Source organism: Pseudomonas sp. OF001 (genome assembly GCF_904426495.1).
Taxonomy (GTDB): domain Bacteria; phylum Pseudomonadota; class Gammaproteobacteria; order Pseudomonadales; family Pseudomonadaceae; genus Geopseudomonas.
Window position 1 is genome coordinate 59,867 of record NZ_CAJGBM010000008.1, and the last position, 26,458, is coordinate 86,324.

General features: G+C 67.5%; 25 protein-coding genes. 20 read left to right on the forward strand and 5 right to left on the reverse strand.

The genetic code is table 11. The features are described 5' to 3' along the window. The first annotated feature begins 1 nt into the window (after position 1). The 13 genes from RA210_RS06320 to RA210_RS06380 all read left to right on the forward strand — a co-directional run bounded on the left by RA210_RS06320 (position 2) and on the right by RA210_RS06380 (position 13,698). Entirely contained in the window at positions 2-940 is a 939-nt protein-coding gene (locus tag RA210_RS06320) for an ExeA family protein (RefSeq protein ID WP_136491830.1), read from the forward strand. Then, complete coding sequence (locus RA210_RS06325; protein WP_201485768.1) at positions 937-2,469, forward strand: tetratricopeptide repeat protein; 1,533 nt, start codon at positions 937-939, stop codon at positions 2,467-2,469. Before RA210_RS06320 ends, RA210_RS06325 begins: the two co-directional genes overlap by 4 nt. Next, positions 2,469-4,190 (forward strand): GspE/PulE family protein, encoded by a 1,722-nt coding sequence (locus RA210_RS06330; RefSeq protein ID WP_136491260.1) that lies wholly within the window; start codon positions 2,469-2,471, stop codon positions 4,188-4,190. The genes RA210_RS06325 and RA210_RS06330 overlap by 1 nt, the downstream gene beginning before the upstream one ends. After that, positions 4,190-5,434 (forward strand): type II secretion system F family protein, encoded by a 1,245-nt coding sequence (locus RA210_RS06335; protein WP_201485769.1) that lies wholly within the window; start codon positions 4,190-4,192, stop codon positions 5,432-5,434. Before RA210_RS06330 ends, RA210_RS06335 begins: the two co-directional genes overlap by 1 nt. Continuing rightward, positions 5,431-5,976, forward strand: coding sequence for a hypothetical protein (locus tag RA210_RS06340; RefSeq protein ID WP_201485770.1), 546 nt, complete (start codon positions 5,431-5,433; stop codon positions 5,974-5,976). Before RA210_RS06335 ends, RA210_RS06340 begins: the two co-directional genes overlap by 4 nt. Further along, the gene (locus RA210_RS22070) at positions 5,973-6,476 is read left to right on the forward strand and encodes a prepilin-type N-terminal cleavage/methylation domain-containing protein (RefSeq protein WP_201485771.1); all 504 of its coding nucleotides are present in this window, start codon (positions 5,973-5,975) and stop codon (positions 6,474-6,476) included. The genes RA210_RS06340 and RA210_RS22070 overlap by 4 nt, the downstream gene beginning before the upstream one ends. A 46-nt stretch (positions 6,477-6,522) precedes the next feature. Continuing rightward, positions 6,523-6,999 (forward strand): pilin, encoded by a 477-nt coding sequence (locus tag RA210_RS21970; RefSeq protein WP_201485772.1) that lies wholly within the window; start codon positions 6,523-6,525, stop codon positions 6,997-6,999. Between the two features lie 119 nt (positions 7,000-7,118). Next, positions 7,119-7,601, forward strand: a complete 483-nt coding sequence (locus tag RA210_RS22075; protein WP_201485773.1) for a type II secretion system protein — start codon at positions 7,119-7,121, stop codon at positions 7,599-7,601. An 8-nt stretch (positions 7,602-7,609) separates the two neighbouring features. Beyond that, entirely contained in the window at positions 7,610-8,053 is a 444-nt protein-coding gene (locus RA210_RS06360) for a GspH/FimT family pseudopilin (RefSeq protein ID WP_201485774.1), read from the forward strand. Continuing rightward, the gene (locus tag RA210_RS06365) at positions 8,050-8,547 is read left to right on the forward strand and encodes a type IV pilus modification PilV family protein (protein ID WP_236574640.1); all 498 of its coding nucleotides are present in this window, start codon (positions 8,050-8,052) and stop codon (positions 8,545-8,547) included. Before RA210_RS06360 ends, RA210_RS06365 begins: the two co-directional genes overlap by 4 nt. 113 nt (positions 8,548-8,660) lie before the next feature. Next, complete coding sequence (locus RA210_RS06370) at positions 8,661-9,503, forward strand: PilW family protein (RefSeq protein WP_236574641.1); 843 nt, start codon at positions 8,661-8,663, stop codon at positions 9,501-9,503. Continuing rightward, positions 9,493-9,927 (forward strand): hypothetical protein, encoded by a 435-nt coding sequence (locus RA210_RS06375; RefSeq protein ID WP_136491268.1) that lies wholly within the window; start codon positions 9,493-9,495, stop codon positions 9,925-9,927. The genes RA210_RS06370 and RA210_RS06375 overlap by 11 nt, the downstream gene beginning before the upstream one ends. A gap of 30 nt (positions 9,928-9,957) precedes the next feature. Next, a complete protein-coding gene (locus RA210_RS06380; protein ID WP_201485776.1) occupies positions 9,958-13,698 on the forward strand; it encodes a DUF6701 domain-containing protein in 3,741 nt (1,246 codons plus the stop codon). 260 nt (positions 13,699-13,958) lie between these two features. Here the strand turns inward: RA210_RS06380 and RA210_RS06385 are convergent, their stop codons facing one another. The 4 genes from RA210_RS06385 to RA210_RS06400 all read right to left on the reverse strand — a co-directional run bounded on the left by RA210_RS06385 (position 13,959) and on the right by RA210_RS06400 (position 18,112). Continuing rightward, positions 13,959-15,167, reverse strand: a complete 1,209-nt coding sequence (locus RA210_RS06385; protein WP_201485777.1) for a Bcr/CflA family multidrug efflux MFS transporter — start codon at positions 15,165-15,167, stop codon at positions 13,959-13,961. A 67-nt stretch (positions 15,168-15,234) separates the two neighbouring features. After that, positions 15,235-16,557 carry a TRAP transporter large permease gene (locus tag RA210_RS06390; protein ID WP_201485778.1) on the reverse strand — a complete coding sequence of 441 codons (1,323 nt, stop codon included), beginning with the start codon at positions 16,555-16,557 and terminating at the stop codon, positions 15,235-15,237. Then, positions 16,554-17,081, reverse strand: coding sequence for a TRAP transporter small permease (locus tag RA210_RS06395; RefSeq protein WP_201485779.1), 528 nt, complete (start codon positions 17,079-17,081; stop codon positions 16,554-16,556). Before RA210_RS06395 ends, RA210_RS06390 begins: the two co-directional genes overlap by 4 nt. Positions 17,082-17,089: 8 nt before the next feature. Next, positions 17,090-18,112, reverse strand: a complete 1,023-nt coding sequence (locus RA210_RS06400) for a TRAP transporter substrate-binding protein (RefSeq protein WP_201485780.1) — start codon at positions 18,110-18,112, stop codon at positions 17,090-17,092. A gap of 598 nt (positions 18,113-18,710) precedes the next feature. On the opposite strand from RA210_RS06400, the gene RA210_RS06405 reads away from it, so the two are divergent. Continuing rightward, the gene (locus tag RA210_RS06405; protein ID WP_201485781.1) at positions 18,711-19,958 is read left to right on the forward strand and encodes an OprD family porin; all 1,248 of its coding nucleotides are present in this window, start codon (positions 18,711-18,713) and stop codon (positions 19,956-19,958) included. Between the two features lie 30 nt (positions 19,959-19,988). Here RA210_RS06405 and hpaA read toward each other — a convergent pair whose 3' ends face one another. Next, positions 19,989-20,927 (reverse strand): 4-hydroxyphenylacetate catabolism regulatory protein HpaA, encoded by a 939-nt coding sequence (hpaA, locus tag RA210_RS06410; protein WP_201485782.1) that lies wholly within the window; start codon positions 20,925-20,927, stop codon positions 19,989-19,991. 203 nt (positions 20,928-21,130) lie between these two features. Here hpaA and RA210_RS06415 point away from each other — a divergent pair, with 203 nt between their 5' ends. The 6 genes from RA210_RS06415 (at position 21,131) to hpaH (ending at position 26,455) form a co-directional block, all read left to right on the forward strand. After that, on the forward strand, positions 21,131-21,880 hold the full coding sequence (locus RA210_RS06415) for a fumarylacetoacetate hydrolase family protein (RefSeq protein WP_236574642.1): 750 nt from the start codon (positions 21,131-21,133) through the stop codon (positions 21,878-21,880). An 11-nt stretch (positions 21,881-21,891) separates the two neighbouring features. Beyond that, complete coding sequence (locus RA210_RS06420; protein WP_136489824.1) at positions 21,892-22,671, forward strand: fumarylacetoacetate hydrolase family protein; 780 nt, start codon at positions 21,892-21,894, stop codon at positions 22,669-22,671. A gap of 10 nt (positions 22,672-22,681) precedes the next feature. Beyond that, positions 22,682-24,142 (forward strand): 5-carboxymethyl-2-hydroxymuconate semialdehyde dehydrogenase, encoded by a 1,461-nt coding sequence (gene hpaE / locus RA210_RS06425; protein WP_136489823.1) that lies wholly within the window; start codon positions 22,682-22,684, stop codon positions 24,140-24,142. Between the two features lie 137 nt (positions 24,143-24,279). After that, the gene (gene hpaD / locus RA210_RS06430; protein WP_136489822.1) at positions 24,280-25,200 is read left to right on the forward strand and encodes a 3,4-dihydroxyphenylacetate 2,3-dioxygenase; all 921 of its coding nucleotides are present in this window, start codon (positions 24,280-24,282) and stop codon (positions 25,198-25,200) included. 11 nt (positions 25,201-25,211) lie between these two features. Continuing rightward, positions 25,212-25,619 carry a 5-carboxymethyl-2-hydroxymuconate isomerase gene (locus RA210_RS06435; protein WP_201485783.1) on the forward strand — a complete coding sequence of 136 codons (408 nt, stop codon included), beginning with the start codon at positions 25,212-25,214 and terminating at the stop codon, positions 25,617-25,619. A gap of 32 nt (positions 25,620-25,651) precedes the next feature. After that, a complete protein-coding gene (gene hpaH, locus RA210_RS06440; RefSeq protein WP_090349862.1) occupies positions 25,652-26,455 on the forward strand; it encodes a 2-oxo-hept-4-ene-1,7-dioate hydratase in 804 nt (267 codons plus the stop codon). Positions 26,456-26,458: the final 3 nt, after the last annotated feature.

Below are 26,458 nucleotides of genomic sequence, written 5' to 3' on the forward strand. Positions count from 1 at the left end.
GATGTACCTGAGCTTCTTCGGCCTGCGCGAGAAACCCTTCGCCCTCACCCCCAACACCGCCTTCCTGGTGCGGCTGGCCCCCTACCAGGCCTGCCTCAACCTGCTGCGCGTGGCCTTGGGCGAGGGCGAGGGCTTCATCAAGGTCAGCGGCGAGGTCGGCACCGGCAAGACCCTGCTGTGCCGCGCGCTGCTCAACCTCCTCGGCGAGGAGCGCGGGCGCTGGCAGGTGGCCTGGATCCCCAACCCGGCCCTCGGCCCGCGCGAGCTGCGCCAGGCGCTGGCCCAGGAGCTGCACATCGCCGATGCCGAGCTGCTCGACGAGCACGGCCTGCTCGCCGCCCTCAACCGCCGGCTGATCGAGCTGGCCGGGCAGGGCCGGCGCACCGTGCTGCTGATCGACGAGGCCCAGGCCTTGCCGCCGCGCAGCCTGGAGGCGCTGCGCCTGCTCACCAACCTGGAAACCGAACACTGCAAGCTGCTGCAGGTGGTGCTGTTCGGCCAGCCCGAGCTGGACGCGCTGCTCGAGCGCGCCGAGTTCCGCCAGCTGCGCCAGCGCATCACCTTCTCCTACCGCCTGCGCCCGCTGGACCTGGCCGACACCCGCCGCTACGTCGAGGAGCGCCTGGTGCATGCCGGCTATCGCGGCGATCCGCTGTTCGACGCTGGCGCCCTGCGCCGACTGGTCGCCGGCAGCGGCGGCATTCCGCGGCTGGTCAACATCCTCGCCCACAAGGCGCTGATGGCCGCCTTCGGCAGCGGCAGCCGCCGGGTGCGCGCCGGCCACGTGCAGCGCGCGCTGGAGGACACCGAGGGCGCCCGGCCGTTCCTGCAGCGTGCCGCCCTGCGCCTGGGCTGGGGCCTGGCCGGCGCCGGCGTGCTGCTGCTCCTGTTCGGCCTGTGGCCGTGGCTGCGCCCCTGGCTGCCGGGAGGCATGCCATGAGTCTGGTCAACGACATGCTGCGCGACCTCGAGGCGCGTCACGCACCGCCGTTCGAGCGGGCGCCGCTGGAGGGCCTGCTGCCGGCCGACGAGGGCGCCGCGGCCCGCCGCGCCGGGCGCCGCCGCCTGCTGCTGGCGCTGCCGTTGCTCGGCGGTGCCGCGCTTGCCGCGCTGCTGCTGGCGCGACCCTGGGCGACGGATGCCGCCGCCGCGCCGGTCGTGGCGCCGCCGCCTGCCGGCGCCGTGGCGCAGCCTGCTCCTGCTGCGGCCGCGCCCGTGCCCGCGCCCGTGCCCGCGCCGCTGCCGGTTGCGCCCGAGCCAGCGACCGCGGCGGCCGGCGAGCCGCCGGTGCGCCTGCTGGCCACCCTGCCGCAGCACGGGCGCGAGCGCTTCGTCCTGCAGCTGCTGCTCGACCGCGCCCCCGAGTACCGGCGCAGCGAGCAGAGCGGCGCGGTCAGCCTGCGCCTGCCCCGCCTGCAGCTGGACGACCAGGGGCCGCGCGCCGGCGGTTTCGCCGGCGATGGCCGCAGCCTGAGCTGGAGCCTGCAGCCCGTGGGCGACGGCGCCGAACTGCTGCTGGTCGGCCTGGGCAGCGAACTGCAGGTGTTCGACCGCCTGGAGCCGGCCGGCGAGCGCTGGCAGCTGTGGGTCGAGGTGCCGCTCGTCGCCGACCCCTTCGATCCCGCGCAACTGCCGGCGGCCGGCGATCCGGTGGCCGGCGATCCGGCGGCCGGCGAGGAGCCGCCGGCCGACGACTATCCCGCGCTGCCTGCCGCCCCCGCCCGCCCCGCGCAAGCGGCGCCCGCGGCCCGGCCGGCTTCGCCGCCTGCCGCAGCGGCGGCACCGTGGCAGAGCGCGCCGGTGGTGGTCGCCGCGTCCCCGGCGGCGCCCCCGGCGCAGACCGGCGTCGCGCAGACCGGCGTTGCGCAGACCCGCGCCGCGCAGGCCAGCGTCGCCAGCCATCGCCCGGACTCGCTGAGCGAGGCGCGCCAGGCCCTGCTGGCCGGCGAGCGAGCGCGCGCCATCGCCCTGCTGGAGGCGCTGCTGCGCAGGGAGCCGGACAACCGCGAGGCGCTGCGCTGGCTGGCCCGGGCCTGGTTGGCCGACGGGCAGGCGGAGCGCCTGGCCGCCGAGCTGCCGGCGCAGCTGGCGCGTTTCCCGGCCGACGGCGAGCTGCGCGTGCTGCTCGCCCGCGCCCAGCTGCAGGCCGGCGACAGCGCCGCGGCAGCGGCCACCCTGGCCGGACGGCTGCCGCCGCTGGCCGAGGACCCGGCCTACCACGCGCTGCTCGCCGCCACCTACCAGCAGACCGGCCAGTGGCGCGAGAGCGCGCGGCTGTACCGCAACCTGGTGCTGCTGCGCCCGGCGCAGGCGAGCTGGCAGCTGGGCCTGGGCATCGCCCTCGAACAGCTCGGCGAGCGCGCCGAGGCTGCCCGACACTACCGCCAGGCGCTGCAGGGGCAGGGCCTGGATGACGCCAGTCGACGCTACGCCCGCGAGCGGGTGCAGGTCCTGGGAGGAGATTCCTGATGGATGGTGGCGACAAGCGCCGGCGCAAGGTCCGCCTCGGCGACCTGCTGGTGCAGAACGGTCTGATCAGCGAGGGCCAGCTGCAGCTGGCGCTGGACGAGCAGAAGCGCAGCGGCGCCAAGCTCGGCCGCGCGGTGGTCGACATGGGCTTCATCAGCGAGCAGAAGCTGCTCGAGGCGCTGTCGCGCCAGCTCGACATTCCCTGGGTCGACCTGCGCCAGTTCCGCTTCAACGAGGCGCTGATCCAGCGCCTGCCCGAAGCCCTGGCGCGGCGCTTCCGCGCCATCCTGCTGGTGCAGGAGGGCGACTCCCTGCTGGTCGGCATGAGCGACCCGCTCGACCTGTTCGCCCTCGACGAACTGACCCGCCTGCTCGGCCAGCCGGTCAGGCCGGCGGTGGTGCGCGAGGGCGACCTGGTCGACTGCCTCGACCGCTTCTACCGCCGCAGCGGCGAGATCGCCGAACTGGCCGGCCAGCTCGACGAGCGCCTGGAGGAGAGCGACTTCGACTTCAGCGGCCTGAGCCTGGACAACAGCGACGCGCCGGTGGTGCGTCTGCTGCAGATGCTGTTCGAGGACGCCGTGCAGATGAAGGCCTCGGACATCCACATCGAGCCGGACGAGCAGGTGCTGCGCATCCGCCAGCGCATCGACGGCGTGCTCAACGAGCAACTGATCAAGGAAACCCGCATCGCCTCGGCGCTGGTCATGCGCCTGAAGATCATGGCCGGCCTGGACATCTCCGAGAAGCGCCTGCCGCAGGACGGCCGCTTCAACATCCGGGTGAGGAACCACAGCCTCGACGTGCGCGTCTCGACCATGCCGGTGCAGTTCGGCGAATCGGTGGTGCTGCGTCTGCTCGACCAGAGCGCCGGGGTGTTCCGCCTCGAGGGCACCGGCATGCCGGCGGAGATGCTGGCGCGCCTGCGCCTGCTGCTGCAGCGCCCGCACGGCCTGGTGCTGGTCACCGGCCCCACCGGCTCGGGCAAGACCACCACCCTGTACGCCGGGCTGTCCGAACTGAACAGCCCGGAGAAGAAGATCATCACCGTCGAGGACCCGGTGGAATACCGCCTGCCGCGGGTCAACCAGGTGCAGGTCAACCCGAAGATCGAGCTGACCTTCGCCCGCGTGCTGCGCGCCGCCCTGCGCCAGGACCCGGACATCGTGCTGGTCGGCGAGATCCGCGACCAGGAAACCGCCGAGATCGCCCTGCGCGCCGCGCTCACCGGCCACCTGGTGCTGTCCACCCTGCACACCAACGACGCCCTGACCTCGCCGTTGCGCCTGATCGACATGGGTGCCGAGCCGTTCCTGGTGGCCAACGCCCTCAACGCCGTGGTCGCCCAGCGCCTGGTGCGCCGGGTCTGCGAGCACTGCCGCGTCGAGGAGGCGCCGGGCGAGCGCGAGCTGCGCTGGCTGGAGGTCATCCACGGCGCCCCGCTGGCCGGGCGGCGCTTCGTGCGCGGCAACGGCTGCCACCAGTGCCACAACACCGGCTATCTGGGGCGCATCGGCGTCTACGAACTGCTCGAGGTCGACGGCGCCATGGCCGCCGCCCTGCGCCGCCACGACCCGCAGGGCTTCATCGACGCCGCCCGCACCCAGCCGCACTACCGGCCGCTGGCCGCGAGCGCGCTGGACTATGCGCTGGCCGGGCTGACCAGCGTCGAGGAAGTGCTGCGGGTCAGCGCCAGCCTCAGTGACGGGCTGGTGGTCTGATGGCCAGCTTCCGCTTCAGCGGGCGCGACGCCCAGGGCCGCAAGATCGGCGGCGTCCGCCAGGCCGCCAGTGCCGAGGCGCTGGCCGGCGAGTTGCTGGCCGAGCGCATCACCCCGCTGAACATCGAGGCCGAAGCGCAGGCGTCCGCCGGCGGCGAGCAGGATGCCCTGCGCGCGCTGAACCGGCTGCTCGGCCGCGAACGGGTCGAGCTGGAGGAGCTGATCATCTTCTGCCGGCAGATGTACAGCCTGAGCAAGGCCGGCGTGCCGATCATCCGCGCCATCGGCGGGCTCGCCGAATCGACCCGCAACCCCTACTTCCACGAGATCCTGCAGGCCCTGCGTGCCGATCTGGAGGGGGGCAACGCCATGGCGGTGGCGCTGGGCAGCCACCCGAAGGTGTTCAACCCGCTGTTCGTCAGCATGATCAGTGTCGGCGAGAACACCGGCCAGCTCGACCAGGCCTTCCGCCAGCTGGCCGGCTACCTGGAGATGGAGCGCGAGACGCGCAAGCGCATCAAGCAGGCCACCCGCTATCCGCTGTTCGTGATGGTCGCCATGGGTGTGGCGCTGGCGGTGATCAACCTGCTGGTGATCCCGGCCTTCTCCAAGGTGTTCGCCCAGTTCCACGCCGAGCTGCCCTGGCCGACCCGCGTGCTGATCGGCTTCTCCGAATTCATGCAGCACTGGTGGTGGCTGCTGGCCATCGCCCTGGTCGGCGCGCTGGTCGGCTTCCGCCGCTGGACCGCCACCGAGGCCGGCGCGTTGGTCTGGGACCGCTACAAGCTGCGCCTGCCCATCGTCGGCGCCATCTTCGAGCGCATCGCCCTGGCGCGCTTCACCCGCACCTTCGCGATGATGTATCGCGCCGGCCTGCCGCTGCTGCAGACCCTGGCGATCAACAGCAACACCGTGGGCAACCGCCATATCGGCCGGGCGATCACCGCCATGCGCGGCGGGGTCGAGCGCGGCGAGGCGCTGACCCGCGGCGCCGCCGCCAGCGGGCTGTTCACCCCGCTGGTGCTGCAGATGATGGCGGTCGGCGAGGAAACCGGCGCGCTGGACGACCTGTTCGTCGAGGTCGCCGACTTCTACGAGCAGGAGGTGGACTACGACCTCAAGCGCCTGGCCGACGCCATCGAGCCGATCCTCATCGTCGCCATGGGCGTGATGGTGCTGATCCTCGCGCTGGGGGTGTTCCTGCCGATGTGGGAGCTGTCGGCGGCGGCCAAGGGCGTCCAGTGAGGCCGCTGCCGGCGCGGGATGCGCGGCTGCTGCTGGTGGCGCCGCTGCGCCGAGGCGGTCGATGGCTGCTGTCCTTGATGCTGGGCAGTGTGATCGTTATCTCCTTGTGGCATATTGCAGCCGACAGCGAGCGGGCAGCCACGAACACGACGGTGGCGCGCCTTGCGGCCAGCCTCAATGCGCTGGCCGCCGAGAATATGGCGCAGGGCCGCCCGCTGGACGCGGGCCGGGCCGCGCCCAATCCGTTCACCCTGCTGCGCTGGCAGCAGGGCAACTATTGTGGCGAGCTGGCCGAGAGCCGGACGCCGCGCCGGGGCTGCTGGTACTTCCTGCCGCAGCAGGCCCGGGTGCTGTACCGCGCCCGCTTCGACGGCTGGCGCAGCGGCGGGAAGGAAGGCGTGCAGGTCTGGCAGTTGGTGCGTCTTCCACTGCAAACCATGGAAACCGCAAAGGCCGAGCGGCCGACCGCCGTGGAGCTGCGGGCGGTGGACTGGACCGACCCCGTGACAACGCCCACAGGGCAAATGGAGATGGAGAGATGAAACAGCAGAAGGGTTTTACCCTGATCGAACTGGTGGTGGTTATCGTGATCCTCGGCGTGCTCGCCGCGGTGGCGCTGCCGCGCTTCATGAATGCGACCGAGGATGCGCACACCGCGGCGGTCAACGGCACCGGCGGCGCGCTGGCGGCCGGCGTGGCGCTGGTGCGTTCGCAGTGGGAGCTGAACCGGGTGAAGGGGATCGCCAACCCGAACACCAACGTGACTAATTTCGGCGACGGCACCGTGGACGTGAACGCCAGTGGCTGGCCGGTGGGTACTACTGCCAGCGGTAGTGCTGCTGCCTGTGTGGAAGTCTGGCAGGGCGTGCTGCAGGGCTCTGCTCCGCGTGTAGCCGAAGCCGCCGCTGCCGGCATCGACTATGTCGCCAGCTATACCGCCCCGGCCTGCACCTATACCTACAGCCTGGACGGTCGCACCACTGGCCAGCGCACCATCGTCTACACCACCACCACCGGTGTCGTGACCAGCAACGCCGACTGATACATTTCACTCTCAACCTGAATAGCCAATCCGGAAGGACGCAATCATGAAAAAACAGCAAAGCGGTTTCACCCTGATCGAACTGATCATGGTCATTGTGGTACTGGGGATTCTGGCGGCATTCGCGCTGCCGCGGTTTGCCGATTTTAGTGGTCAGGCACGTGCATCTTCTATTCAGGGTCTGGCCGGAGCCTTGCGCTCGGCCTCGGCCATTGCCCACTCGGCGCAGTTGGCCACCGCCAACTCGACAGGTAGCACCTCTGTAACTCTGGAGAATCAAGTTATTACCATGATTGATGGTTATCCAACTGCAAATACCGCTGGCATCGTTGCCGCTGCCCAGGTTGACCCGGCGGGTTATGCTGCTACCGCAGGTGCTGCCACCGCAGGTGGAGACATCACCTTCAAGCCTGCAGGCTTCACTGGCGCCAACTGCTCCGTGACTTACACCGCTGCCGATGCTGCTGGAACCACCGCTGCAGAGAAAGCATCTCAGGTTGTGGCGGATACTAGCGGCTGCTGAGTTAGTTAGCCTGATCGAGCCTACGCTCTAGCGTAGGCTCGACCTCTCTACTCAAACTCAAATAAATAGCTTCAAAGATCGGCAGGAAGTCGGTCGCTACACTCGAGCAAGGATTCTTCATGCAAGCAAGGCAACAGGGCTTTACCCTGATCGAACTCATTCTGGTGATTCTGATGCTCGGTATTCTCGCCGCCTTCGCTCTACCGCGCTTCGCCAATCTTGGGCGGGATGCGCGCATCGCCAGTATCGAAGGCGCCGCAGGGTCGATTCGCTCCGCCACGGCCATTGGCCATGCGGCCTGGCTGGCCAGTGGTGGCACGGCGACCGATGTCGCCTACAAGGATACCTTCGTGCTGATGCAGGGGGGGTATCCCCAGGCGCATATCAAGATTGCCGGCGCCGTCGGTATTGTCGGGGCGGCCGGCATCGCCACCGACAGCTACCAGATCGACCCGCTGCCCTATACCAATGTGAACCGATCGACGGTGATCATCCGTCCGCTGGGTGTTGCCTCCACCGCGAATTGCTACGTGAGCTACACGCAAGCCAATCTGACGGGCACCGTCCTGCCTTCCATCAGCGTACAGACCAGCGGCTGCTGACGCTCCCCATGCACTCCCGCGGCTTCACCCTGGTCGAGCTGATCCTGATGATAGTGATCATCGGCATCCTCGCCGCCGTGGTGGGGCCGCGCTTCTTCCAGCGCTCGACCTTCGACGAGCGCCTCTACGCCGAGGAGGTCCGCGCCGGTCTGCGCCATGCGCAGAAGCTGGCGCTGGCCGGCGGCTGCCGCATCCGCTTCAGCCTGGATGCCACCGGCTACCGTGTGCTGCGCGATACCGACTGCGAGGGCAGCGGCGCCACTTTCGTGCCCGTGCTCGACCCCGCGAGCGGCCAGACGCCCTATGCGGGTACGCCCCCGGCCGGCACGACGCTGTCCGCGCCGCTCACCATCGACTTCGATGCTCTCGGCCGACCCAGTGCGGCGGCCAGCGTCACCCTCGGCGCCGGCCATGCCGTGCGCGTCGAGGCGGAAACCGGGTTCGTGCCGTGAAGCGCCAGTGCGGCATGACCCTGGTGGAGCTGGTGATCGCCATCGTCATCGTCGGCATCGCCGCGGCGGCCTTGTACAGCGCCATGGCCAGCATCGGTGGGCGCTCCGCCGACCCCATGCTGCGCCAGCAGAGCCTGGCCGTCGCCGAGGCCTATCTGGAGGAGATCCTCGCCCGGGACTTCCTCGATCCGGCCAGCCACGCGCAGTGCCCGGCGCCTCCTGCGGCACGTGCCGACTTCGACAACGTCTGCGACTACGCCGGTCTCGACGATGCGGGCGCCCACGGTGCCGATGGCGCCCCGATTGCCGGCCTGCAGGGCTACCGGGTCCGCGTCGCGGTCGCCCCGCAGGCCTTCAATGGCCTGAGCGCTGCGGCAGCGCTGCAGGTAGTGGTGACGGTCGAGGCCCCGGACGGCCAGCAACTGACCCTGTCCGGCTGGCGCACCTGCTACGGCGAGCACGATGGTACGGGGGCTTACGCATGCGTACCCTGACCCGCAGCGCATTCGATGTGCAGCGTAGGGTGGGTAAGCGCGCAGCGTTACCCACCGGGGAGCGGCTGGAAAACGCTGCGCGGTTTTCCACGGGGTGGCCATCCCCCCTGCGTTTGCCTGCGGCCCGCCAGCGCGGCTTCACCCTGGTGGAGCTGATCCTGGTGATCGTCCTTTCCGCCATCGTCGGGGTGATGGTCAGCACAGTGCTGACGCGTCCGCTGGAGGGCTTCGTCGCCCAGAGCCGGCGCGCCGAGCTGGTGGACATCGGCGCCACGGCGCTCAACCGCATGCAGCGCGACATCCGCATGGCGGTGCCCGGTTCGCTGCGCCTGAGCCCCGACGGCCAGGCGCTGGAGCTGCTGCTCATCCATAGTGCCGGCCGCTACCTGGCCAACCGTGCCGACGGCGTCAGCCTGAGCTTCGCCGCCTCGTCTTCGGCGGATTGCCGGGGGCCGCTGGTGGCCGGCGTGCCGGCCTGCAACGTGCTGCAGGTGCTCGCCCCGGACTTCCAGCCGCCGGCCTCCGCCTGGCTGGTGGTCGCCAGCACGCCGTTCAGCTGGACGCCGAGCAACCCCGGCAATATCACCCCCACCGGGACCGTTTTCACCCGCCTGGCGGATTCGGTCGACTTTCCCGGCATCAGCCTGATCCGCGTCGCGCCGCCCGGCGGTTCCTTCGCCTTCGCCGCCGTCTCGGCGCAGCGACGCATCTATTTCGCCGACCGGGTGGTCGGCTATCGCTGCATGGGTGACGGCCGCTTGCTGCGCTACGAGCACGACCAGTTGCAGGCCACGCTGCCCGCCGCCCTGCCGTCCACCGGCCGCCTGCAGGCCGACCGGGTGACCGGCTGCGACTTCCGCTTCGCCGACGGTCTGGCCAGCCTGCGTCTGGACATCGGCGCGGCGGGCGAGAGCATCCGTCTGGCTCAGCAGGTACAGGTGAGCAATGCGCCCTGAACGTGGATTCGCCCTGGTGGCGGCGCTGTTCGTGATGGTCGTCATCGCCGCGGTGGTGGCGACCATGAGTCGGCTGTCGGTCACCCAGAACACCAGCCTCGACCTTGCCGTGCAGCAGGCCCGTGCCTACCAGGCCGCTCGCGCCGGCCTGGAGTGGGGGTTGCACCAGTTGCTGCTGGAGAGCAACGTGGCGGGCGTCTGCCCGCAGGGCAGCGTGTCGATGGCCGGCAGCGGCCTCGCCGATTTCAGCGTGAACCTCGCCTGCATCAAGCTGCCCTGCACGACGGCCACCTGCGCGCAGAGCTACACGGAGGGCAGCCGCACCTTCAACCTGTACCGGCTGACCGCCACGGCCGGCAACGGCAGCCCGGACAGCCGGGTGGACTACGCCTGGCGGCGGCTGGAAGTGACGGTGGAGAAATAGCCTATGTGCCGGATCTTGTTAAGTGTGCTCATGCTGGGGTGGGTGGTTTCGGCTTGGGCTGACCTTGGGATCAATGCCGATAATTTTCCCAACGGCATTCAGAGTCACACGAACAATGGCAAGATTACCTTTGGCTGGAATGGCGTGCTGGAAACCGATAATCAGCAAGTTAGGGCCGGCAGTATCGTGCAGAACTTATCTCAGCCTACGCCGACCTGCGGTGCTTCCGGGTTCTGCCAGGCGATATCACCGGCTGCACCGAAACAGGATGCTGGTAGTTTTCGGAGCGCTTCGGGCTCGCCCCCTTCAGTCAATGTGGGTTATAGGGGAAGTGCAGCTGTAAACGCCAATGGGAGCAATGAGTATAAAAATTGGGATGTTGGTCAGGAGGCCACGCTGACCATCAATGGCAATGGCGAGACCTTCCTGATAGATAAGCTGGATTTGGCATATCGTGCAACCTTGGTCTTGGGAGGGGGTGACTACTGGATTGATGAAATAAAATTCAGCGGCAGTGAAGTCAAGATCATCATCCCCGCCGGAGAGACGGTGAGGATATTCGCGAAAAAGTCTTTCAGTGTTTCATTCAAGTCGATAATCAACTACCGGGACGCCGCTACACCGGGGCTTCCCGAGCAGTTGTTCATCTATGCGTACGACGACGTCACAGTGGATAACCAGAGCCTGATCCCCGGCTATATCTACAGCAGGAAAAAGGTGACGATCGGCAATGCGGCCACTTGGAAGGGGGCGATAACGGCGGACGACGTCACTCTCGAGTCCAGCGGGGCGAGGGTGATTTATGCCGTGCCTCCCGAACCGCCCGCTCCGCAGACCTGCCTCGGCGACGACTTCAATCGCCTGGCCCTGGGTTCCAGCGACTGGGCGGTGACCAGCCGCAACGGTAGTTTCGGGGTGCCGAAGATCGTCGGCAACCGCCTGCGGCTCACCAACAACTCCGGCAATGTCGCCACAGGAGCCACCCTCCAGCGGCTGGTGCCCGCCTCGGCCAACTTCGTGCAGGTGGAGTTCAAGTACTACGCCTATGGCGGCAACGGCGCCGACGGGGTGGCAGTGACATTCTCCGACGCGACGCAGACACCGCAGCCGGGCGGCTACGGCGGCTCGCTGGGTTATGCCCAGAACGGCAGCATCAGCGGTTTTTCCGGCGGCTGGCTGGCCGTGGCGCTGGACGAGTACGGCAACTTCTCCAACCCGACCGAAGGGCGGGTTGGCGGGCCGGGCTTTCGTCAGGACTCGGTGTCGGTACGCGGTTCCGGCTCCGGCACGACGGGCTATCGTTATCTGGCGGGCACCGCGGCCAACCTCAGTCCGGGTATCGATATATCCGGAGGTACCGCGGGGCCGGGGCATACCTATCGCATCACGCTGGACAACACGGTTGCCGGCAAGGCCATGCTCAAGGTCGAGCGCAATACCGGAGCGGGCTTCACGACACTGGTTTCCTCGTTCGACGTGTTGGCCAGCAGCGGGCAGGCCGCTCTGCCTGCCAACTTCTATCTGACGTTCACGGGATCTACCGGCGGCTCGAACAATATCCACGAACTGGATGATCTGCAGGTGTGTGCGACCAGGATGGATCCGGTCGGCCAGCAGATCGATCACTACGAGTTCGTGCATGCCGGCAATGCGCTGACCTGCAATCCGCTGAGCGTCGAGGTGCGCGCCTGCCTGAATGCCGACTGCTCGCTGCGCCATACCGACCCGGTCAGCGTCACCCTGTCGCCGAGCGGCTGGGAGGGCGGCAGCAGCCGCACGTTCAGCGGCGGCACGCTGGTGGACAACCTGCGGGTCACCACGGCGCAGACGGTGACGCTGGGGGTGAGCAACTCCAGTCCGCCCCTGAAGGCACTGAGCCAGACGCTGTGCAAGGTCGGCGCGGCGCCGCTGTCGACCAACTGCAGCGTGGCCTTCGCCGACAGCGGCTTCATCTTCGACGTGCCGACCCTGCTGGCCAGGAAGGAGCAGACCGGCATCGCGCTGCAGGCGGTACGCAAGGACAACGCGACCCAGCGCTGCGTACCGGCTTTCGGCCCGGCCACCCGCACGCTGCAGTTCTCGAGCGGCCATGTCGATCCCGGCTCGGGCAGCATGCGGCCGTGGATCAACGACACGGAGATTCTGGCGTCACCGACTGCTCTGCCGCTCGTCTTCGACAACCAGGCCACGGCATGGCTGAAGGTGCGCTACGACGATGCCGGTCTGATGCAGCTGAATGCCCGCTTCGACGGCACGGGGCTGGAGAGCGGTCTGGTGATGACCGGTACCGACCAGTTCGTCAGCATGCCCTACGGGCTTCATATGTTCATTCCGGAGCAGGATAGTGCGTGCAGTACAGCCACGGTGGGCAATGATGATTGTGCGGCGCTGCGCGTGAAAGGGCAGCGGGTTGCGGCCGGCGACGACTTCCCGCTGAGCATTCGCGCGGTGGCCTGGCAGGCCGACGGCGAGGCGCTGACCGCCGCGGCGCTGAGCGACAACGAGGCAACGCCGAACTTCGAGCTGGCCAGCATCGGCCTGACTGGCACCCTGGTCGCGCCGACCCCAGCCGAGGGGGGCGTGGCAGGCTCCTTCTACCGGCACAATGCCGATGGCAGTCGAACAGTGCTCGCCAGCTACGATCATGTCCGGGGCGCCAGCACCGACCTGACGGTGAGCCAGGGCGAGGTCGGCATCTTCCAACTCACTGCAACGCCTGTGGCCGGCAGCTATCACGGGCAGACGGTCGGCGGCGGCACCAGCGCCCTGATCGGCCGCTTCACCCCGGCCTACCTCGGCGTGACCAGTTCGGCCAGCCTGGCCCCGGCCTGCGGTGCCTTCAGCTACCAGGGCCAGCTCATCGGCTTCGCCGGCGGCCAGCCGCAGATCGCGGTGACCGGCTTCAACCGCCAGGGCGCGGTGACCCGCAACTACGACCGCGGGGCGTTCTGGCGCCTGGCGCCGCCGCAGCGCCAGCCCTACAGCCTGATCGCGGCGGGCAGGCCGAATCTGGCCGCGCGGCTGCAGAGCCTGGGCGATGCGGAGTCGCTGGCTATCGTCGACAGTGGCGCGGCGGACGGCCGCCGTGCCTTCGACTGGCGGGCCGATGGTGTGCGCCCGGCCGATGCGCTGCGCTGGCAACTGCCGTCGCCGCCGTCGGACGAGGACCTGCCGTTGGTGCTGACCGCCGCGGGGGAACATGTCCGGCTCAGGATTGGGGCCAGCGAACTGACCGATCTCGACGGCACCTGCTACGGCAGCGGCGGGGCCTGCCAGGACTTCGAGCATGCCTTCGGCGGCACCGAGCTGCGCCTGGGCCGCCTGCGCCTCGACGCGGCCAGCGGCCCGCAGAACCAGGCGCTGGACCTGCCCTACTGGCTGGAGAGCTGGCAGAGCCAGGGCGGCAGCAGCGTCTGGGGCGAGACCCTGGGGGACACTTGTTCCACGCCGGCAGCGTTGGGGCAGGTGGTGCTGTCCGGCTTCAGTGGCGGCCTGCAGGCCAGCGATTTCCCGACGCCTCCCGGCAGTCTGGAGGCGCCGCCGGTTGCCACGCCGACGCCGAGCGGAGTGGTTCGCCTGCCGGCGCCCAACAAGTCGGGCAGCGTGCTGGCGACGCTGTCCGGTCTGAACGGCGCCTCGCCGGCGCTGCCCTGGCTGTGGTTCGACTGGAACGGCGACGGCACGCCGGAGGCGGCCTCGGCACGGGCGACCTTCGGCGTGCAGGCCGTGCAGCGTGCGCTGATCTTCCGTCGCGAACTCTATCGCCAGTAGCCGAGCGGCACGCTTTTGGTGCGAAGGGCACAACGGTCGTGCGTCAGGGCGGGTTTTGGCGTCAATCCGACACCCGGGGCGCTGACGCCAGGCCGGCGGGCGACCGGGAGAAACCGCCCTGCAGGTGCAAAAAAGCCCCGGATCGCGCTGCGATCCGGGGCTCTGGGCATAAAAGGGGGAATCCCCGGCCTGCCTGTACCGTGGTCCCCGAAACTGGAGACCATACTCTTTGCATATGACGTGCCAGTTTCAGTCGGAAGTCATTTGGCTTGTGTTGCTGCGGCGCCACGCTCCGGCATCCGGGTGAGCAGCAGGGCCAGCAGGCAGCCGACGCCGGTGGCGCCGACGATCAGGCTCATCGGCAGCGGACTGCCGTCGTGCAGGGCGCTGACCAGGGCGCTGCAGGCGGTACCGAGGCCGAACTGGCCCGCCACGGCCAGGCCGGCGGCAGCGCCGGCCTGCTTCGGGAAGCGCGCCAGCAGGCTGGCCACGCTGTTGGCACCGAGCAGGCCGGTGACGCTGATGTAGAACAGCAGGCAGGCGACGATGGCGGTCAGGCCGCCGATGCCGCTGGCGCCGAGGATCGCCAGGCCCAGGCCGGAGAGGGCGGCGATGCTGGCGCCGAACACCAGCATGCGCTGCGGGCCGAGGCGGCCGACCAGACGCGCGTTGAGCAGGGTGAAGACGATGATGCCGCCGACGTTCAGGCTGAACAGCCAGCCGTAGTGCTGCGGCGATACGCCGAAGTACTGGATGTAGACGAACGGCGAGGCGGTGATGAAGGCGAACATGCCGCCGAACGACAGGCCCATGCACAGGATGTAGCCGAGCGCCTGCGGCTGCAGGGCGATGTGGCCGTAGGCGCGGAAGGCGGCGGCGAGCGAGGTGCCGCGCTTGTCGGCCGGGTGGGTCTCGGGAATCTTCCAGGCCACGGCCAGCAGGCACAGGCCGGCGAAGACCATCAGCACCACGAACAGCGAGCGCCAGCCGGCGATCAGGATCAGGTAGCCGCCGATCAGTGGGGCGATCAGGGTGGCGAACATGGTCACTAGGTGCATCAGCGACAGCACCCGGGCGGCGTCCTTGAGCGGGAACAGGTCGCGCACGATGGTGCGCGCCAGCACCGAGGCGCCGGCGCCGCCGAGCGCCTGCAGCACGCGCCAGAACACCAGCTGTTCGGCCTCGGCGGCGAGGGTGCAGCCGAGGCTGGCCAGCACGTACAGGGCGATGCCGCCGAGCAGCAGCCTGCGCCGGCCGAAGCGGTCGGACAGCGGGCCGTAGAGCAGCATGCCAGCGCACAGGCCGGCGAGGAACACGCTGATGGTCAGCTGGATCTGCGCCTCGGGCGCGCCGAGATCCGCGGCGATCAGCGGCAGACTCGGCAGGTACATGTCGATCGACAGCGGGCCGAAGGCCACCAGCGCGGCCAGCAGGACGATCAGGCGTTGGGGGTTGGCGACGGCGACCATGCAATCTCCGGTAAGTCGCGAGGGGGAAATGAACAAGGCCGCCCGGAGGCGGCCTTGGGGGTACAGCTTACAGACTGAGCAGGCACAGGGTGATGGCGGGGAACAGCGCCAGCACGATGATGCGCAGGATGTCCGAGGCCAGGAAGGGCAACACGCCCTTGGCGGTCTCGGTCAGCGGCACGTCGCCGGCGGCGCGCTGGACGATGAACAGGTTCATCCCCAAGGGTGGCGTCACCAGGCCGATCTCCACCACCATCAGGGCGAGGATACCGAACCAGATCGACTTCTCGGTGGCGTCCAGGCCGAAGAAGTCCAGGCCCATGATCACCGGGTAGAAGATCGGGATGGTCAGCAGGATCATCGCCAGCGAGTCCATCACGCAGCCGAGCAGCAGGTACAGCACGAGGATGGCGAACAGCACCAGCATCGGCGCCAGGCCGCTGTTCTTCACCCACTCGGCCAGCTCGTTGGGCATCTGGGTCAGCGCCAGGCCCGAGTTGAGCAGATCGGCGCCGAGCAGCACGAGGAAGATCATCGCGGTGGTCTCGGCAGTGCCGAGCAGGCTGGTGCGGATGCCTTCCCAGCGCATGCCGCCCTGGATCACCGCGAGGATGCCGCAGGCCGCGGCGCCGATCGAGGCTGCCTCGGTGGGGTTGGCCCAGCCGCCGTAGATGCCGACGATCACCACCAGGAACACGCCAACCACCGGCAGCACGCTGACGAAGGCCTTGGCGCGCTCGCTGGCCGGCGCCTTGGGCATGCTGTCGGCGGTGTCGCTGTCGCGGGCGACCATGATGCGCAGCACGATCATGTAGCCGATCACCGCGATGATGCCGGGGATCACCGCCGCGACGAACAGCTTGGCGATGGACTCCTGGGTCAGTACGGCGTAGATGATCAGCGGCACCGACGGCGGGATGAGGATGCCCAGGGTACCGCCGCAGGCCACGGTGGCGGTGGCCAGGCGACCCGAGTAGTGGTGACGGCGCAGTTCGGGCAGGGCCACGTGGCTCATGGTCGCCGCGGTGGCCAGCGAGGAGCCGCAGATGGCGCCGAAGCCGGCGCAGGCGCCGATGGCCGACATGCCCAGACCGCCTTTCCAGTGGCCGATGAAGGCCGCGGCGCAGCGGAAGATGGCGCGCGACAGGCCGCCGTGGGTGGCGAACTGGCCCATCAGCACGAACAGCGGGATCACCGCCAGGTCGTAGTTGGACAGCCGCGAGTAGGCCAGGTTGTTGAGGGTGAACAGCAGCGAGGACAGGTCGCCGTCGTTGACCGCCCAGAAGCAGGCGGCGCCGCCGATCAGCATGGTGATGCCGATGTGCACGCGCAGGGCCAGCAGGGTGAGGGTGATGGCCAGGGCAATCAGGCCGAGACTCAGACCGCTCATGCGCGACCTCCACGGAACATGTCGATGATGCGGGCCAGCGAGCACAGCGCCAGCAGGACCAGGCTGGGCACGATGCACATCAGCGGGATCCACAGCGGGATCGACAGCAGGGTGGAGACGTCGCCGTACTCCATGTTGTCGAACATCTGCAGGCCGGTGCGCCAGGCCAGGATCAGCGCGGCGACCAGGCACAGCAGGTGGGCGAAGCCGTCCAGGGTGCGCTGCACCAGCGGGGAAGCCTTCATGGTGAAGGCGTCGACCTTGATGTGTGTGCCACGCAGCTCGCACAGCGGCAGGAAGGCGGCGATGGCGATGGAGGCGCCGATTTCCATCAGCTCGATGTCGCCGCGGATCGGCGTATTGAACAGCTTGCGGCCGATGATCGAGATCAGCGACATGTTGATGAGCAGCAGCAGGACCAGACCGCCGCCCAGGGCGAAGCCCTGGGCGACGTAATGCAGAACACGGCGGAAGACGCCGTGTTCTGCGGTCAGGCCGCTCTCGAAGGACAGCGACTCATTCATTTTGTGTATTACCGAGTAGCGGAGGACAGGTTGCGTGCGCCTTCCACGAGCGCCTTGCCGTCGATTCCGTTCTCGCTTGCATCCTTGGCCCAGACATCGGCGACGCCGGCAGCGGCGTCCTGCATGGCCTTGTAGGCGTCTGCGTCGATGGCCACGCGGCTTTCGGCCGGAGCGGCGTTGCGGGCGGTATCCATCGCCTTGTCCCAGGCGGTGGCGAAGCGGTCGTTCAGCGCCGGGCCGCTGTTGCGGTCGATGATTTCCTGCAGGTCCTTGGGCAGGCTGTCGAACTTCTTCTGGTTCATCAGCATGGTCAGCACGGTGTAGCCGATGGCGTGCTGGCCTTCCGGTGCGACGCTGTGGAACTCGGTAACTTCGTCGAGCTTGGTGGCCGGAACCACTTCCCAGGAGGCCAGGGCGCCGTCGACCACGCCCTTGGAGATGGCTTCGGTCATCTGCGCCGGCGGCATGCTCACCGGAGTGGCGCCGAGGGCTTCCACGGTCTTGGCCGCGGTGCGGCTGGAGGCGCGCAGTTTCAGGCCCTTGAGGTCCTCGAGGGTCTTCACCGCCTTGCCGCGGGTGTGCAGGTCCATGCCGCCGTCGCCGAACACGGAGAGCACCTTGTAGCCCTTGAAGTCGTCCTTGGCGTACTGCTCGTAGAACTTCCAGATGATGTCGTTACCGGCCTTGCCGCCGTAGGGCAGCATGAACGGCAGTTCGAGAACCTCGACGCGCGGGAACTTGCCGGCGGAGTAGGCCGGTGCGGTCCAGACGATGTCGGCCACGCCGTTGCGCGCCATGTCGGCCAGCTTGGCGGGGGTGCCGCCCAGCTGCATCGACGGGTACAGCTGGCACTTCAGGCGGTCATTGGACTCCTGGCGCAGCTGTTCGCACCACGGCTCGATGATGTTGACCTGGGCGTTGGAGGTGGACGGCAGGAAGTGGCCGACCTTCAGGGTGTAGCTGTCGGCGGCCTGGGCAGCAGAGGCGGCGCCGATGGCGGCAGCGAGGGCAACGAGTTTCAAGGTTCTCATGGGATACTCCCGTGTTTTTGTTGTCCCCAGATTAGTAACATGTTAATCGAATGATTGCATCAAAAATCTGCTGGGCATTCGACGGACGCTTACGGGCTCTGGGTGACGGATGGCTCAGGTGAAGTGCCGGTGCCGCGCGTGCATGCCTCGTAGGTCCGGGAAAGCGTAGCCGAGCCTGCTGGCATGCGCCTCTCCGCGAGGCACGAACAGTCGTTTCATCTGCGGCGCCCGCGGTTGCTGCCTCCGCCAGGGAGGTGGATGGCATGGCCGGGGCCACGTGGTGACCGTTCGCGGGCGCGTTTCGTTAACAAGTTAACGCTGCAATCGTGTGACAGCCGGGGTGGAGCGTCAAGCCATCCGAAAGGAGGGGGGAGGGGGGGATTGTTGTTGTGAAAATTCCGTTCATGCTTGACTTGACGGTTATTTCGCGGTTTTTAGAAGCGGAAGTTCGTTAGGGTGTCGCCCATCGCCGATCGAGAATTTGGTTGTTAACATCTTAATCGGATGGTAAAAGGCGCGTCCGGTTCGCCAGGAAGCTGCCAGCCTGGCGGACGAAACTTCGATTGATCGAATAAGTCCCCGTGGAGACAAAAAAACAATGATCAGGACCTCTCAGCGCTCGAAACTGGCCCTTGGCATCCTCGCTGCCGCCATGGCCGTCCCTGCCGTATCCCAGGCTGCTCTGGTCGAAGACAGCAAGGCGAGCCTCGAGCTGCGCAACATGTATCTGAACCGTGATTTCCGTTCGAACACCGCTGTGGTGAATCCGTCCTACGGGGAAACCTGGGGTCAGGGCTTCATCGCCAAGTTCGAATCCGGCTTCACCGAAGGCGCGGTCGGCGTGGGCGTTGACGCCATCGGCATGCTGGGCGTCAAGCTGGACTCCGGCAAAAGCCGTACTGCCGGCAACATGCTGCCAGTGGGTGCCGATGGCGTGCCGGACGACGAGTACAGCGAGCTGGGCCTGACCGCAAAAGCGCGTCTCTCCAAGTCGGTTCTGCGCGTGGGTACCCTGCAGCCGGTCCTGCCGGTGGTGCAGTACAACAATACCCGTCTGCTGCCGGGTAGCTACACCGGCGGCATGCTGACCTCCCAGGAGATCGACGGCCTGACCCTGAATGTCGGTCGTCTGACCGAGTACAACCTGCGTGACTCCAGCAACAACGAGGAGTTCGCCTCCAACATCGATAACTTCGACTTCGCCGGTGGCAGCTACGTCTTCAACCCGCAACTGACCGCCAGCTACTACTACGGCGACTACGACAACGCCTACAAGCAGCACTTCGGTGGCCTGGTGCACAAGCTGCCGCTGGGCGAAGGTATGAGCCTGACCTCCGATCTGCGCTACTTCGGCTCGAAGGATCAGGGCGACCAGGCTCTGGGTATCATCGACAACGACATGTACCAGGGCATGTTCACCCTGGGCGTCGGTGCGCACAAGTTCGGCGCCGGCTACCAGAAGCTGAAAGGTGACGGTGCTTTCCCGATCGTTCAGGGTTCCGATCCGTACAGCATCAACCTGGTCACCTACTGGATCTTCACTCTCCAGGAAACCGACGCCTGGCAGGTCCGTTACGACTACGACTTCGCCTCGGTTGGCATTCCGGGTCTGGCCTTGATGGCTCGCTACGTCAACGCCGACGACATCGAAACTGCCGCCAGCAACAACGGCAAGCAGTGGGAGCGCGACACCGATCTGGTCTACACCCTGCAGGACGGCACTCTGAAGGGGCTGCGCTTCCATCTGCGCAACACCACCTTCCGCGCCAGTGACGTGGCCGGGGCTACCGGTCGCGACGTCGACGAAAACCGCGTGATCGTCAGCTACACCCTGCCGCTGCTCTAACCCGCAGCCGGTAGTCCGAAAGGCCCGCCCTCACCGGCGGGCCTTTTCGTTTCCGGCGCCGGCCTCCTCGCGTTCGCCCTCGCGGCTGCGGTACTCGCTGGGGGTGATGCCCGCCTCGCGGCTGAAGAAGCGGGTGAAGTAGGCCGGGTCCTTGAAGCCGAGCTGGTAGCCGATCTCGTTCACCGAGCTGGCGGTGAACAGCAGCAGGCGGCGGGCCTCCTGCATCAGCCGCTCGTGCACCAGGCGCTTGGACGGCAGGTCGGCGATGCGCCGGCAGATGTCGTTGAGGCGCGCCTCGGTGACGCCCATCGCCTCGGCGTAGCGCGACAGCGGCCAGTGCTTGCGATAGTGGTCCTCGATCAGCGCGTTGAAGCGGTGGAAGATCTGCAGGTTGTCGTGGCGCACGTGCTGGTTCTTCACCGGCTCGGCGGCCAGGCGCAGCAGGGTGATGAAGATCAGCTGGGTCAGCGCGTGCAGGCTGGCCTGGCGCGCCACCCGGTGCTGGGCGAACTCCTCGGCGAGCATGGCGAACAGGCGGTCGAGGCGCTCGATCTCGCCGGCGTAGCTGGCGTCCAGCGAGCCGAGTGCCACGCAGGTCGGCGACACCAGGCGCGGCTCGCCCGACTGGCTCAGATGCGCCTCGAGCAGCGGCCAGACCAGCTGCTGGCGCACGGTCAGAACATGGCCTTCACTATCCGGATGAGTGACGAAGGCATGCGGGATGGTCGGCGGGGTGAGGAAGAACAGCGGGGCGCTCTCGCTGTACTGCCGGTCGTCGAGATAGACCCGCGCCGCGCCGCTGGTCACGTAGTGGACCTGGAAGAAGCGGTCGTGGCGGTGCACCGGCATGTTGCGGCCGAAGAAGTCGGCCAGCTTGCCGAGGGCCTCGTAGTGCACGTCCTCGTCGGCATATCTTTGGTCGTAGACCTGGCCGATGTTGATGTTCGGAATGGGCTCGTTTTCCCGCATGATCCGCGGCCTCCCGCCTGTTCTGGGCTGTTTTTCATGATACCGCGCCGTGACCGGGCGATGCCGAGGGTCTTGACCACGATTAACATGTTAATTATAAAGTTCACATGTTAACTGGCCGTCGCCCGACGGTGGTCATGGTGAGTGCCGGGTCCTGTCCGCAGGGGCCGGTTTATCCAACTGGTCTGTGGAGAAGAGCTGGCATGCGCCGAGCGATGATTGAAGTGGACGGCAAGGTCCTCGAGGCGACGGTCGACGAGAATGGTCAACCGTCCGTGAATGGCCAGGCCGTCAAGCCTGACGCCTGGAAAGCGCCGTTCAGCGGCACCGTGTTCGGCATCGCGCTGAACTACCAGGGCCTGCTGGACAGCAAGATTGCCGAGTTCAACCAGGATCCGTACAAGACTCCGCCGAAGACCCCGGTGCTGTACATCAAGACCCCGAACACCGTGGTCGGCCACGAAGGCAGCATCGTCTTCCCGGCCGGCGTCGACGCCATCCAGGCCGGTCCGGCGCTGGGCGTGGTGATCGGCAAGCGCACCAGCCGCGTCTCCGAGGCCGAGGCCATGGACTACGTCGGCGGCTACACCGCGGTCAACGAGGTGACCCTGCCGGAAGTCAGCTTCTACCGCCCGGCGGTCAAGGCCAAGTGCCGCGACACCTTCTGCCCGGTCGGCCCGGTGGTGGTCGATGCCGCCGACATCGCCGATCCGCACGCCCTGGAGATCAGGCTGCTGGTCAACGGCGAAGTCCGTCAGCAGAACAGCACCGCCAACTTCGTGCGTTCGATCCCCGAGCTGATCAGCTTCCTCAGCCAGTTCATGACCTTCGAGCCGGGTGACCTGATCATCACCGGCGTGCCGGAAGGTCGCGTCGACATCGCCGTCGGCGACAAGGTCGAAGTCGAAATCGCCGGCGTTGGTCGCCTCAGCAACACCGTGGTCGCGGAATAAGGAGCCGGAACATGAAACACGCACGCATCCGTTACCAGGGCGAAGTCCACAACGTCGCCGTCGAAGACGACAACGCCGTCCGTCTGGCCGATGGCACCCTGCTGGCCGAAGACCAGGTCGAGTGGCTGCCGCCGGCCACCGGCAGCATGTTCGCCCTCGGTCTGAACTACGCCGACCACGCCGCCGAGCTGGCGTTCAAGGCGCCGACCGAGCCGCTGGTGTTCATCAAGGCGCCGAACACCTACACCGGCCACCGCCAGATCACCTGGCGTCCGGACAACGTCGCCTACATGCACTACGAGTGCGAGCTGGTGGCGGTGATCGGCAAGACCGCGCGCAACGTCAAGCGCGAGGACGCCCTGGACTACGTCGCCGGCTACACCGTCTGCAACGACTACGCCATCCGCGACTACCTGGAGAACTACTACCGGCCGAACCTGCGGGTGAAGAACCGCGACTGCACCACCCCGGTCGGCCCGTACATCATCGACCGCAGCCAGATCGCCGACCCGCAGAACCTCAAGCTGCGCACCTGGATCAACGGCGAGCTGCGCCAGGAAGGCACCACCGCGGACATGATCTTCGACATCCCGTTCCTGATCGAATACCTGTCCGCGTTCATGACCCTGCAGCCGGGCGACATGATCGCCACCGGCACTCCGGAAGGCCTGGCCGACGTGGTCCCGGGCGACGAAGTGGTCGTGGAAGTGGAGGGCGTCGGTCGCCTCGTCAACACCATCGTCAGCGAAGCCGATTTCTTCGCTGCCAAGAATGCCGCAGTAGCCAAGTGAGGGTTAAGCAATGATCAAGCATTGGATCAACGGCCGTGAGGTCGAGAGCAAAGAAGTCTTCGAGAACCTGAACCCGGCTACCGGCGAAGTGATCTGCGAAGTGGCCAGCGGCGGCGCCGAGGAAATCGCCCAGGCCGTGGCCGCGGCCAAGGAAGCCTTCCCGAAGTGGGCCAACACCCCGGCCAAGGAACGCGCCCGCCTGATGCGCAAGCTGGGTGAGCTGATCGACCAGAACGTGCCGAAGCTGGCCGAGCTGGAGACCCTGGACACCGGTCTGCCGATCCACCAGACCAAGAACGTGCTGATCCCGCGCGCCTCGCACAACTTCGAGTTCTTCGCCGAGGTCTGCACCAACATGAACGGTCACACCTACCCGGTGGACGACCAGATGCTCAACTACACCCTGTACCAGCCGGTCGGCGTGTGTGGCCTGGTGTCGCCGTGGAACGTGCCGTTCATGACCGCCACCTGGAAGACCGCGCCGTGCCTGGCGCTGGGCAACACCGCGGTGCTGAAGATGTCCGAGCTGTCGCCGCTGACCGCCAACGAGCTGGGCCGCCTGGCCCTGGAAGCCGGCATCCCGGCCGGCGTGCTCAACGTGGTGCAGGGCTACGGCGCCACCGCCGGCGACGCCCTGGTCCGCCACAACGACGTGCGCGCCATCTCCTTCACCGGCGGCACCGCCACCGGCAAGAAGATCATGGAAACCGCCGGCCTGAAGAAGTACTCCATGGAACTGGGCGGCAAGTCGCCGGTGCTGATCTTCGACGACGCCGATCTGGATCGCGCCCTCGACGCCGCGCTGTTCACCATCTTCTCGCTGAACGGCGAGCGCTGCACCGCAGGCTCGCGGATCTTCATCCAGGAAACCGTCTACGACAAGTTCGTCGCCGAGTTCGCCGCCCGCGCCAAGCGCCTGATCGTCGGCGATCCGCAGGATCCGAAGACCCAGGTCGGCTCGATGATCACCAAGGCGCACTACGACAAGGTGACCGGCTACATCAAGATCGGCATGGAAGAGGGCGCCAACCTGGTCGCCGGTGGCCTGGAGCGTCCGGCTAACCTGCCGGCCCACCTGGCCAAGGGCAACTTCATCCAGCCGACCGTGTTCGCCGACGTCGACAACCGCATGCGCATCGCCCAGGAAGAGATCTTCGGCCCGGTGGTCTGCCTGCTCAAGTTCAAGGACGAGGCCGAGGCGCTGCGCCTGGCCAACGACGTCGAGTACGGCCTGGCCTCCTACATCTGGACCCAGGACATCGGCAAGGCCCACCGTCTGGCCCGCGGCATCGAGGCCGGCATGGTGTTCATCAACAGCCAGAACGTGCGCGACCTGCGTCAGCCGTTCGGCGGCGTGAAGGCCTCGGGCACCGGTCGCGAAGGCGGCGAGTACAGCTTCGAGGTGTTCGCCGAGATCAAGAACGTGTGCATCTCCATGGGCAGCCACCACATCCCGCGCTGGGGCGTCTGAGGCAGCCACTAGCGACCGTCTGACGGTCGCCCGCGTCGGAACGGGCAGCTCCCCTCGGGGACTGCCCGTTTTCGGCCATGCACCCCCCGAATCATCGCCGCGTGCGCCGCGCGCATGAGGCCGCAAGGAGAATCGTCATGGGCAAACTTGCTCTGGCTGCCAAGATCACCCACGTTCCCTCCATGTACCTGTCCGAGCTGCCCGGCCCGCGCCAGGGCTTCCGCAAGGCGGCCATCGACGGCCACATCGAGATCGCCCGCCGCTGCCGCGAGCTGAACGTGGACACCATCGTGGTGTTCGACACCCACTGGCTGGTCAACGCCAACTACCACATCAACTGCGGTCCGCACTTCAAGGGCCTGTACACCAGCAACGAGCTGCCGCACTTCATCAGCAACATGGAGTACGAGTTCCCGGGCAACCCGGAGCTGGGCCGCCTGCTGGCCGCCGAGGCCAACCGCCTGGGCGTGGAAACCATGGCCCACGACGCCACCACCCTGGCGCCGGAGTACGGCACCCTGGTGCCGATGCGCTACATGAACGCCGACCAGCACTTCAAGGTGGTCTCGGTCTCGGCGTTGTGCACCTCCCACTACCTGGCCGACAGCGCCCGTCTCGGCTGGGCCATGCGCAAGGCGGTGGAAGAGCACTACGACGGCACCGTCGCCTTCCTCGCCAGCGGCTCGCTGTCGCACCGCTTCGCGCAGAACGGCCAGGCGCCGGAATTCGCCACCAAGATCTGGAGCCCGTTCCTCGAGACCCTCGACCACCGCGTGATCCAGATGTGGGAAGAGGGCGACTGGGAAACCTTCTGCGCCATGCTGCCGGAGTACGCGGTCAAGGGCCACGGCGAAGGCTTCATGCACGACACCGCCATGCTGCTCGGCGCGCTGGGCTGGAGCAAGTACGACGCCAAGGCCGAGGTGATCACCCCCTACTTCGCCGCCTCCGGCACCGGCCAGATCAACGCGGTGTTCCCGGTCACCCCGCAGGACGGCTCGACCATCCCGGCGGCGCAGGCCTCCAACCCGGACTTCATCGCCGCCAGCCGCCTGTAAGGAGCGCTGCCATGCCCCATCTGGTCCTCTACTACAGCCCCGACCTCGAACGCGACGTCGACGTCGGTTCCCTGTGCCGCGAGCTGGCCGACTGCATGCTCGAACAGCGCGACGAGAACGGCCGCCAGGTGTTCCCCACCGGCGGCACCCGCGTGCTGGCCTACCCGGCGGCGCACGCGGCGATCGCCGACGGCAAGGGCGACTACGGCTTCTTCTACGCCAACCTGCGCATGGGCTGCGGCCGCAGCGCGGCGGTGCACCAGCAGGTCGGCGACAGCCTGCTGGCGGTGCTGCGCGCGCGCCTCGACGGCCTGCTCGCCCAGCGCCCGATCGGCGTGACCCTGCAGATCGACGAAAGCAGCGCGCAGGTCTATGACGCCAAGCACAGCACCCTGCACCCGCTGTTCATCAAGAATTGAAAGCTCCAAGAATCGAGAGTTCCGAGGTCTTCATGTTTGACGCCCAACTGATCCAGCAAGCTGCCGAGCGCCTCGACACCGCCGAGCGTACCGGCGAGCAGATCCGCCAGTTCTCCCTGGAGAACCCGGACATGACCATCGCCGACGCCTACGCCATCCAGCGCGCCTGGGTCGAGAAGAAGATCGCCGGCGGCCGCAAGATGATCGGCCACAAGATCGGCCTGACCTCGCGCGCCATGCAGGTGTCCTCCAACATCACCGAGCCGGACCACGGCGTGCTGCTCGACGACATGCAGTTCGAGGAGGGCTCCGACATCCCGATGAGCCGCTTCATCGTGCCGCGCGTCGAGGTCGAGCTGGCGTTCATCCTCGGCAAGCCGCTGAGCGGCCCGAACTGCACCATCTTCGACGTGCTCGACGCCACCGAGTACGTGATCCCGGCGCTGGAGATCATCGACGCGCGCATCCACAACGTCGATCCGGAGACCGGCATCACCCGCAAGGTGTTCGACACCATCTCCGACAACGCCGCCAACGCCGGCATCGTCCTCGGTGGCCGCGCCATCCGTCCGCACGACGTCGACCTGCGCCGCGTGCCGGCGATCCTCTACCGCAACGGCGTGATCGAGGAGTCCGGCGTGTCCGCCGCGGTGCTCAACCACCCGGCCAAGGGCGTGGCCTGGCTGGCCAACAAGCTGGCGCCCTACGGCGTGAGCCTGGAGCCGGGGCAGATCATCCTCGGCGGCTCGTTCACCCGCCCGGTGGCGGCCAAGGCCGGCGACACCTTCCATGTCGACTATGACATGCTCGGTTCCATCTCCTGCCGCTTCGTCTGAGGA

Bases quoted from the DNA above. Each gene is read 5' to 3' on its own strand.
- RA210_RS06320 (WP_136491830.1), top strand. From the start codon at position 2: ATGTACCTGAGCTTCTTCGGCCTGCGCGAGAAACCCTTCGCCCTCACC.
- RA210_RS06325 (WP_201485768.1), top strand. From the start codon at position 937: ATGAGTCTGGTCAACGACATGCTGCGCGACCTCGAGGCGCGTCACGCA.
- RA210_RS06330 (WP_136491260.1), top strand. From the start codon at position 2,469: ATGGATGGTGGCGACAAGCGCCGGCGCAAGGTCCGCCTCGGCGACCTG.
- RA210_RS06335 (WP_201485769.1), top strand. From the start codon at position 4,190: ATGGCCAGCTTCCGCTTCAGCGGGCGCGACGCCCAGGGCCGCAAGATC.
- RA210_RS22070 (WP_201485771.1), top strand. From the start codon at position 5,973: ATGAAACAGCAGAAGGGTTTTACCCTGATCGAACTGGTGGTGGTTATC.
- RA210_RS21970 (WP_201485772.1), top strand. From the start codon at position 6,523: ATGAAAAAACAGCAAAGCGGTTTCACCCTGATCGAACTGATCATGGTC.
- RA210_RS22075 (WP_201485773.1), top strand. From the start codon at position 7,119: ATGCAAGCAAGGCAACAGGGCTTTACCCTGATCGAACTCATTCTGGTG.
- RA210_RS06360 (WP_201485774.1), top strand. From the start codon at position 7,610: ATGCACTCCCGCGGCTTCACCCTGGTCGAGCTGATCCTGATGATAGTG.
- RA210_RS06375 (WP_136491268.1), top strand. From the start codon at position 9,493: ATGCGCCCTGAACGTGGATTCGCCCTGGTGGCGGCGCTGTTCGTGATG.
- RA210_RS06380 (WP_201485776.1), top strand. From the start codon at position 9,958: ATGCTGGGGTGGGTGGTTTCGGCTTGGGCTGACCTTGGGATCAATGCC.
- RA210_RS06385 (WP_201485777.1), bottom strand. From the start codon at position 15,167: ATGGTCGCCGTCGCCAACCCCCAACGCCTGATCGTCCTGCTGGCCGCG.
- RA210_RS06390 (WP_201485778.1), bottom strand. From the start codon at position 16,557: ATGAGCGGTCTGAGTCTCGGCCTGATTGCCCTGGCCATCACCCTCACC.
- RA210_RS06395 (WP_201485779.1), bottom strand. From the start codon at position 17,081: ATGAATGAGTCGCTGTCCTTCGAGAGCGGCCTGACCGCAGAACACGGC.
- RA210_RS06400 (WP_201485780.1), bottom strand. From the start codon at position 18,112: ATGAGAACCTTGAAACTCGTTGCCCTCGCTGCCGCCATCGGCGCCGCC.
- RA210_RS06405 (WP_201485781.1), top strand. From the start codon at position 18,711: ATGATCAGGACCTCTCAGCGCTCGAAACTGGCCCTTGGCATCCTCGCT.
- hpaA (WP_201485782.1), bottom strand. From the start codon at position 20,927: ATGCGGGAAAACGAGCCCATTCCGAACATCAACATCGGCCAGGTCTAC.
- RA210_RS06415 (WP_236574642.1), top strand. From the start codon at position 21,131: ATGCGCCGAGCGATGATTGAAGTGGACGGCAAGGTCCTCGAGGCGACG.
- RA210_RS06420 (WP_136489824.1), top strand. From the start codon at position 21,892: ATGAAACACGCACGCATCCGTTACCAGGGCGAAGTCCACAACGTCGCC.
- hpaE (WP_136489823.1), top strand. From the start codon at position 22,682: ATGATCAAGCATTGGATCAACGGCCGTGAGGTCGAGAGCAAAGAAGTC.
- hpaD (WP_136489822.1), top strand. From the start codon at position 24,280: ATGGGCAAACTTGCTCTGGCTGCCAAGATCACCCACGTTCCCTCCATG.
- RA210_RS06435 (WP_201485783.1), top strand. From the start codon at position 25,212: ATGCCCCATCTGGTCCTCTACTACAGCCCCGACCTCGAACGCGACGTC.
- hpaH (WP_090349862.1), top strand. From the start codon at position 25,652: ATGTTTGACGCCCAACTGATCCAGCAAGCTGCCGAGCGCCTCGACACC.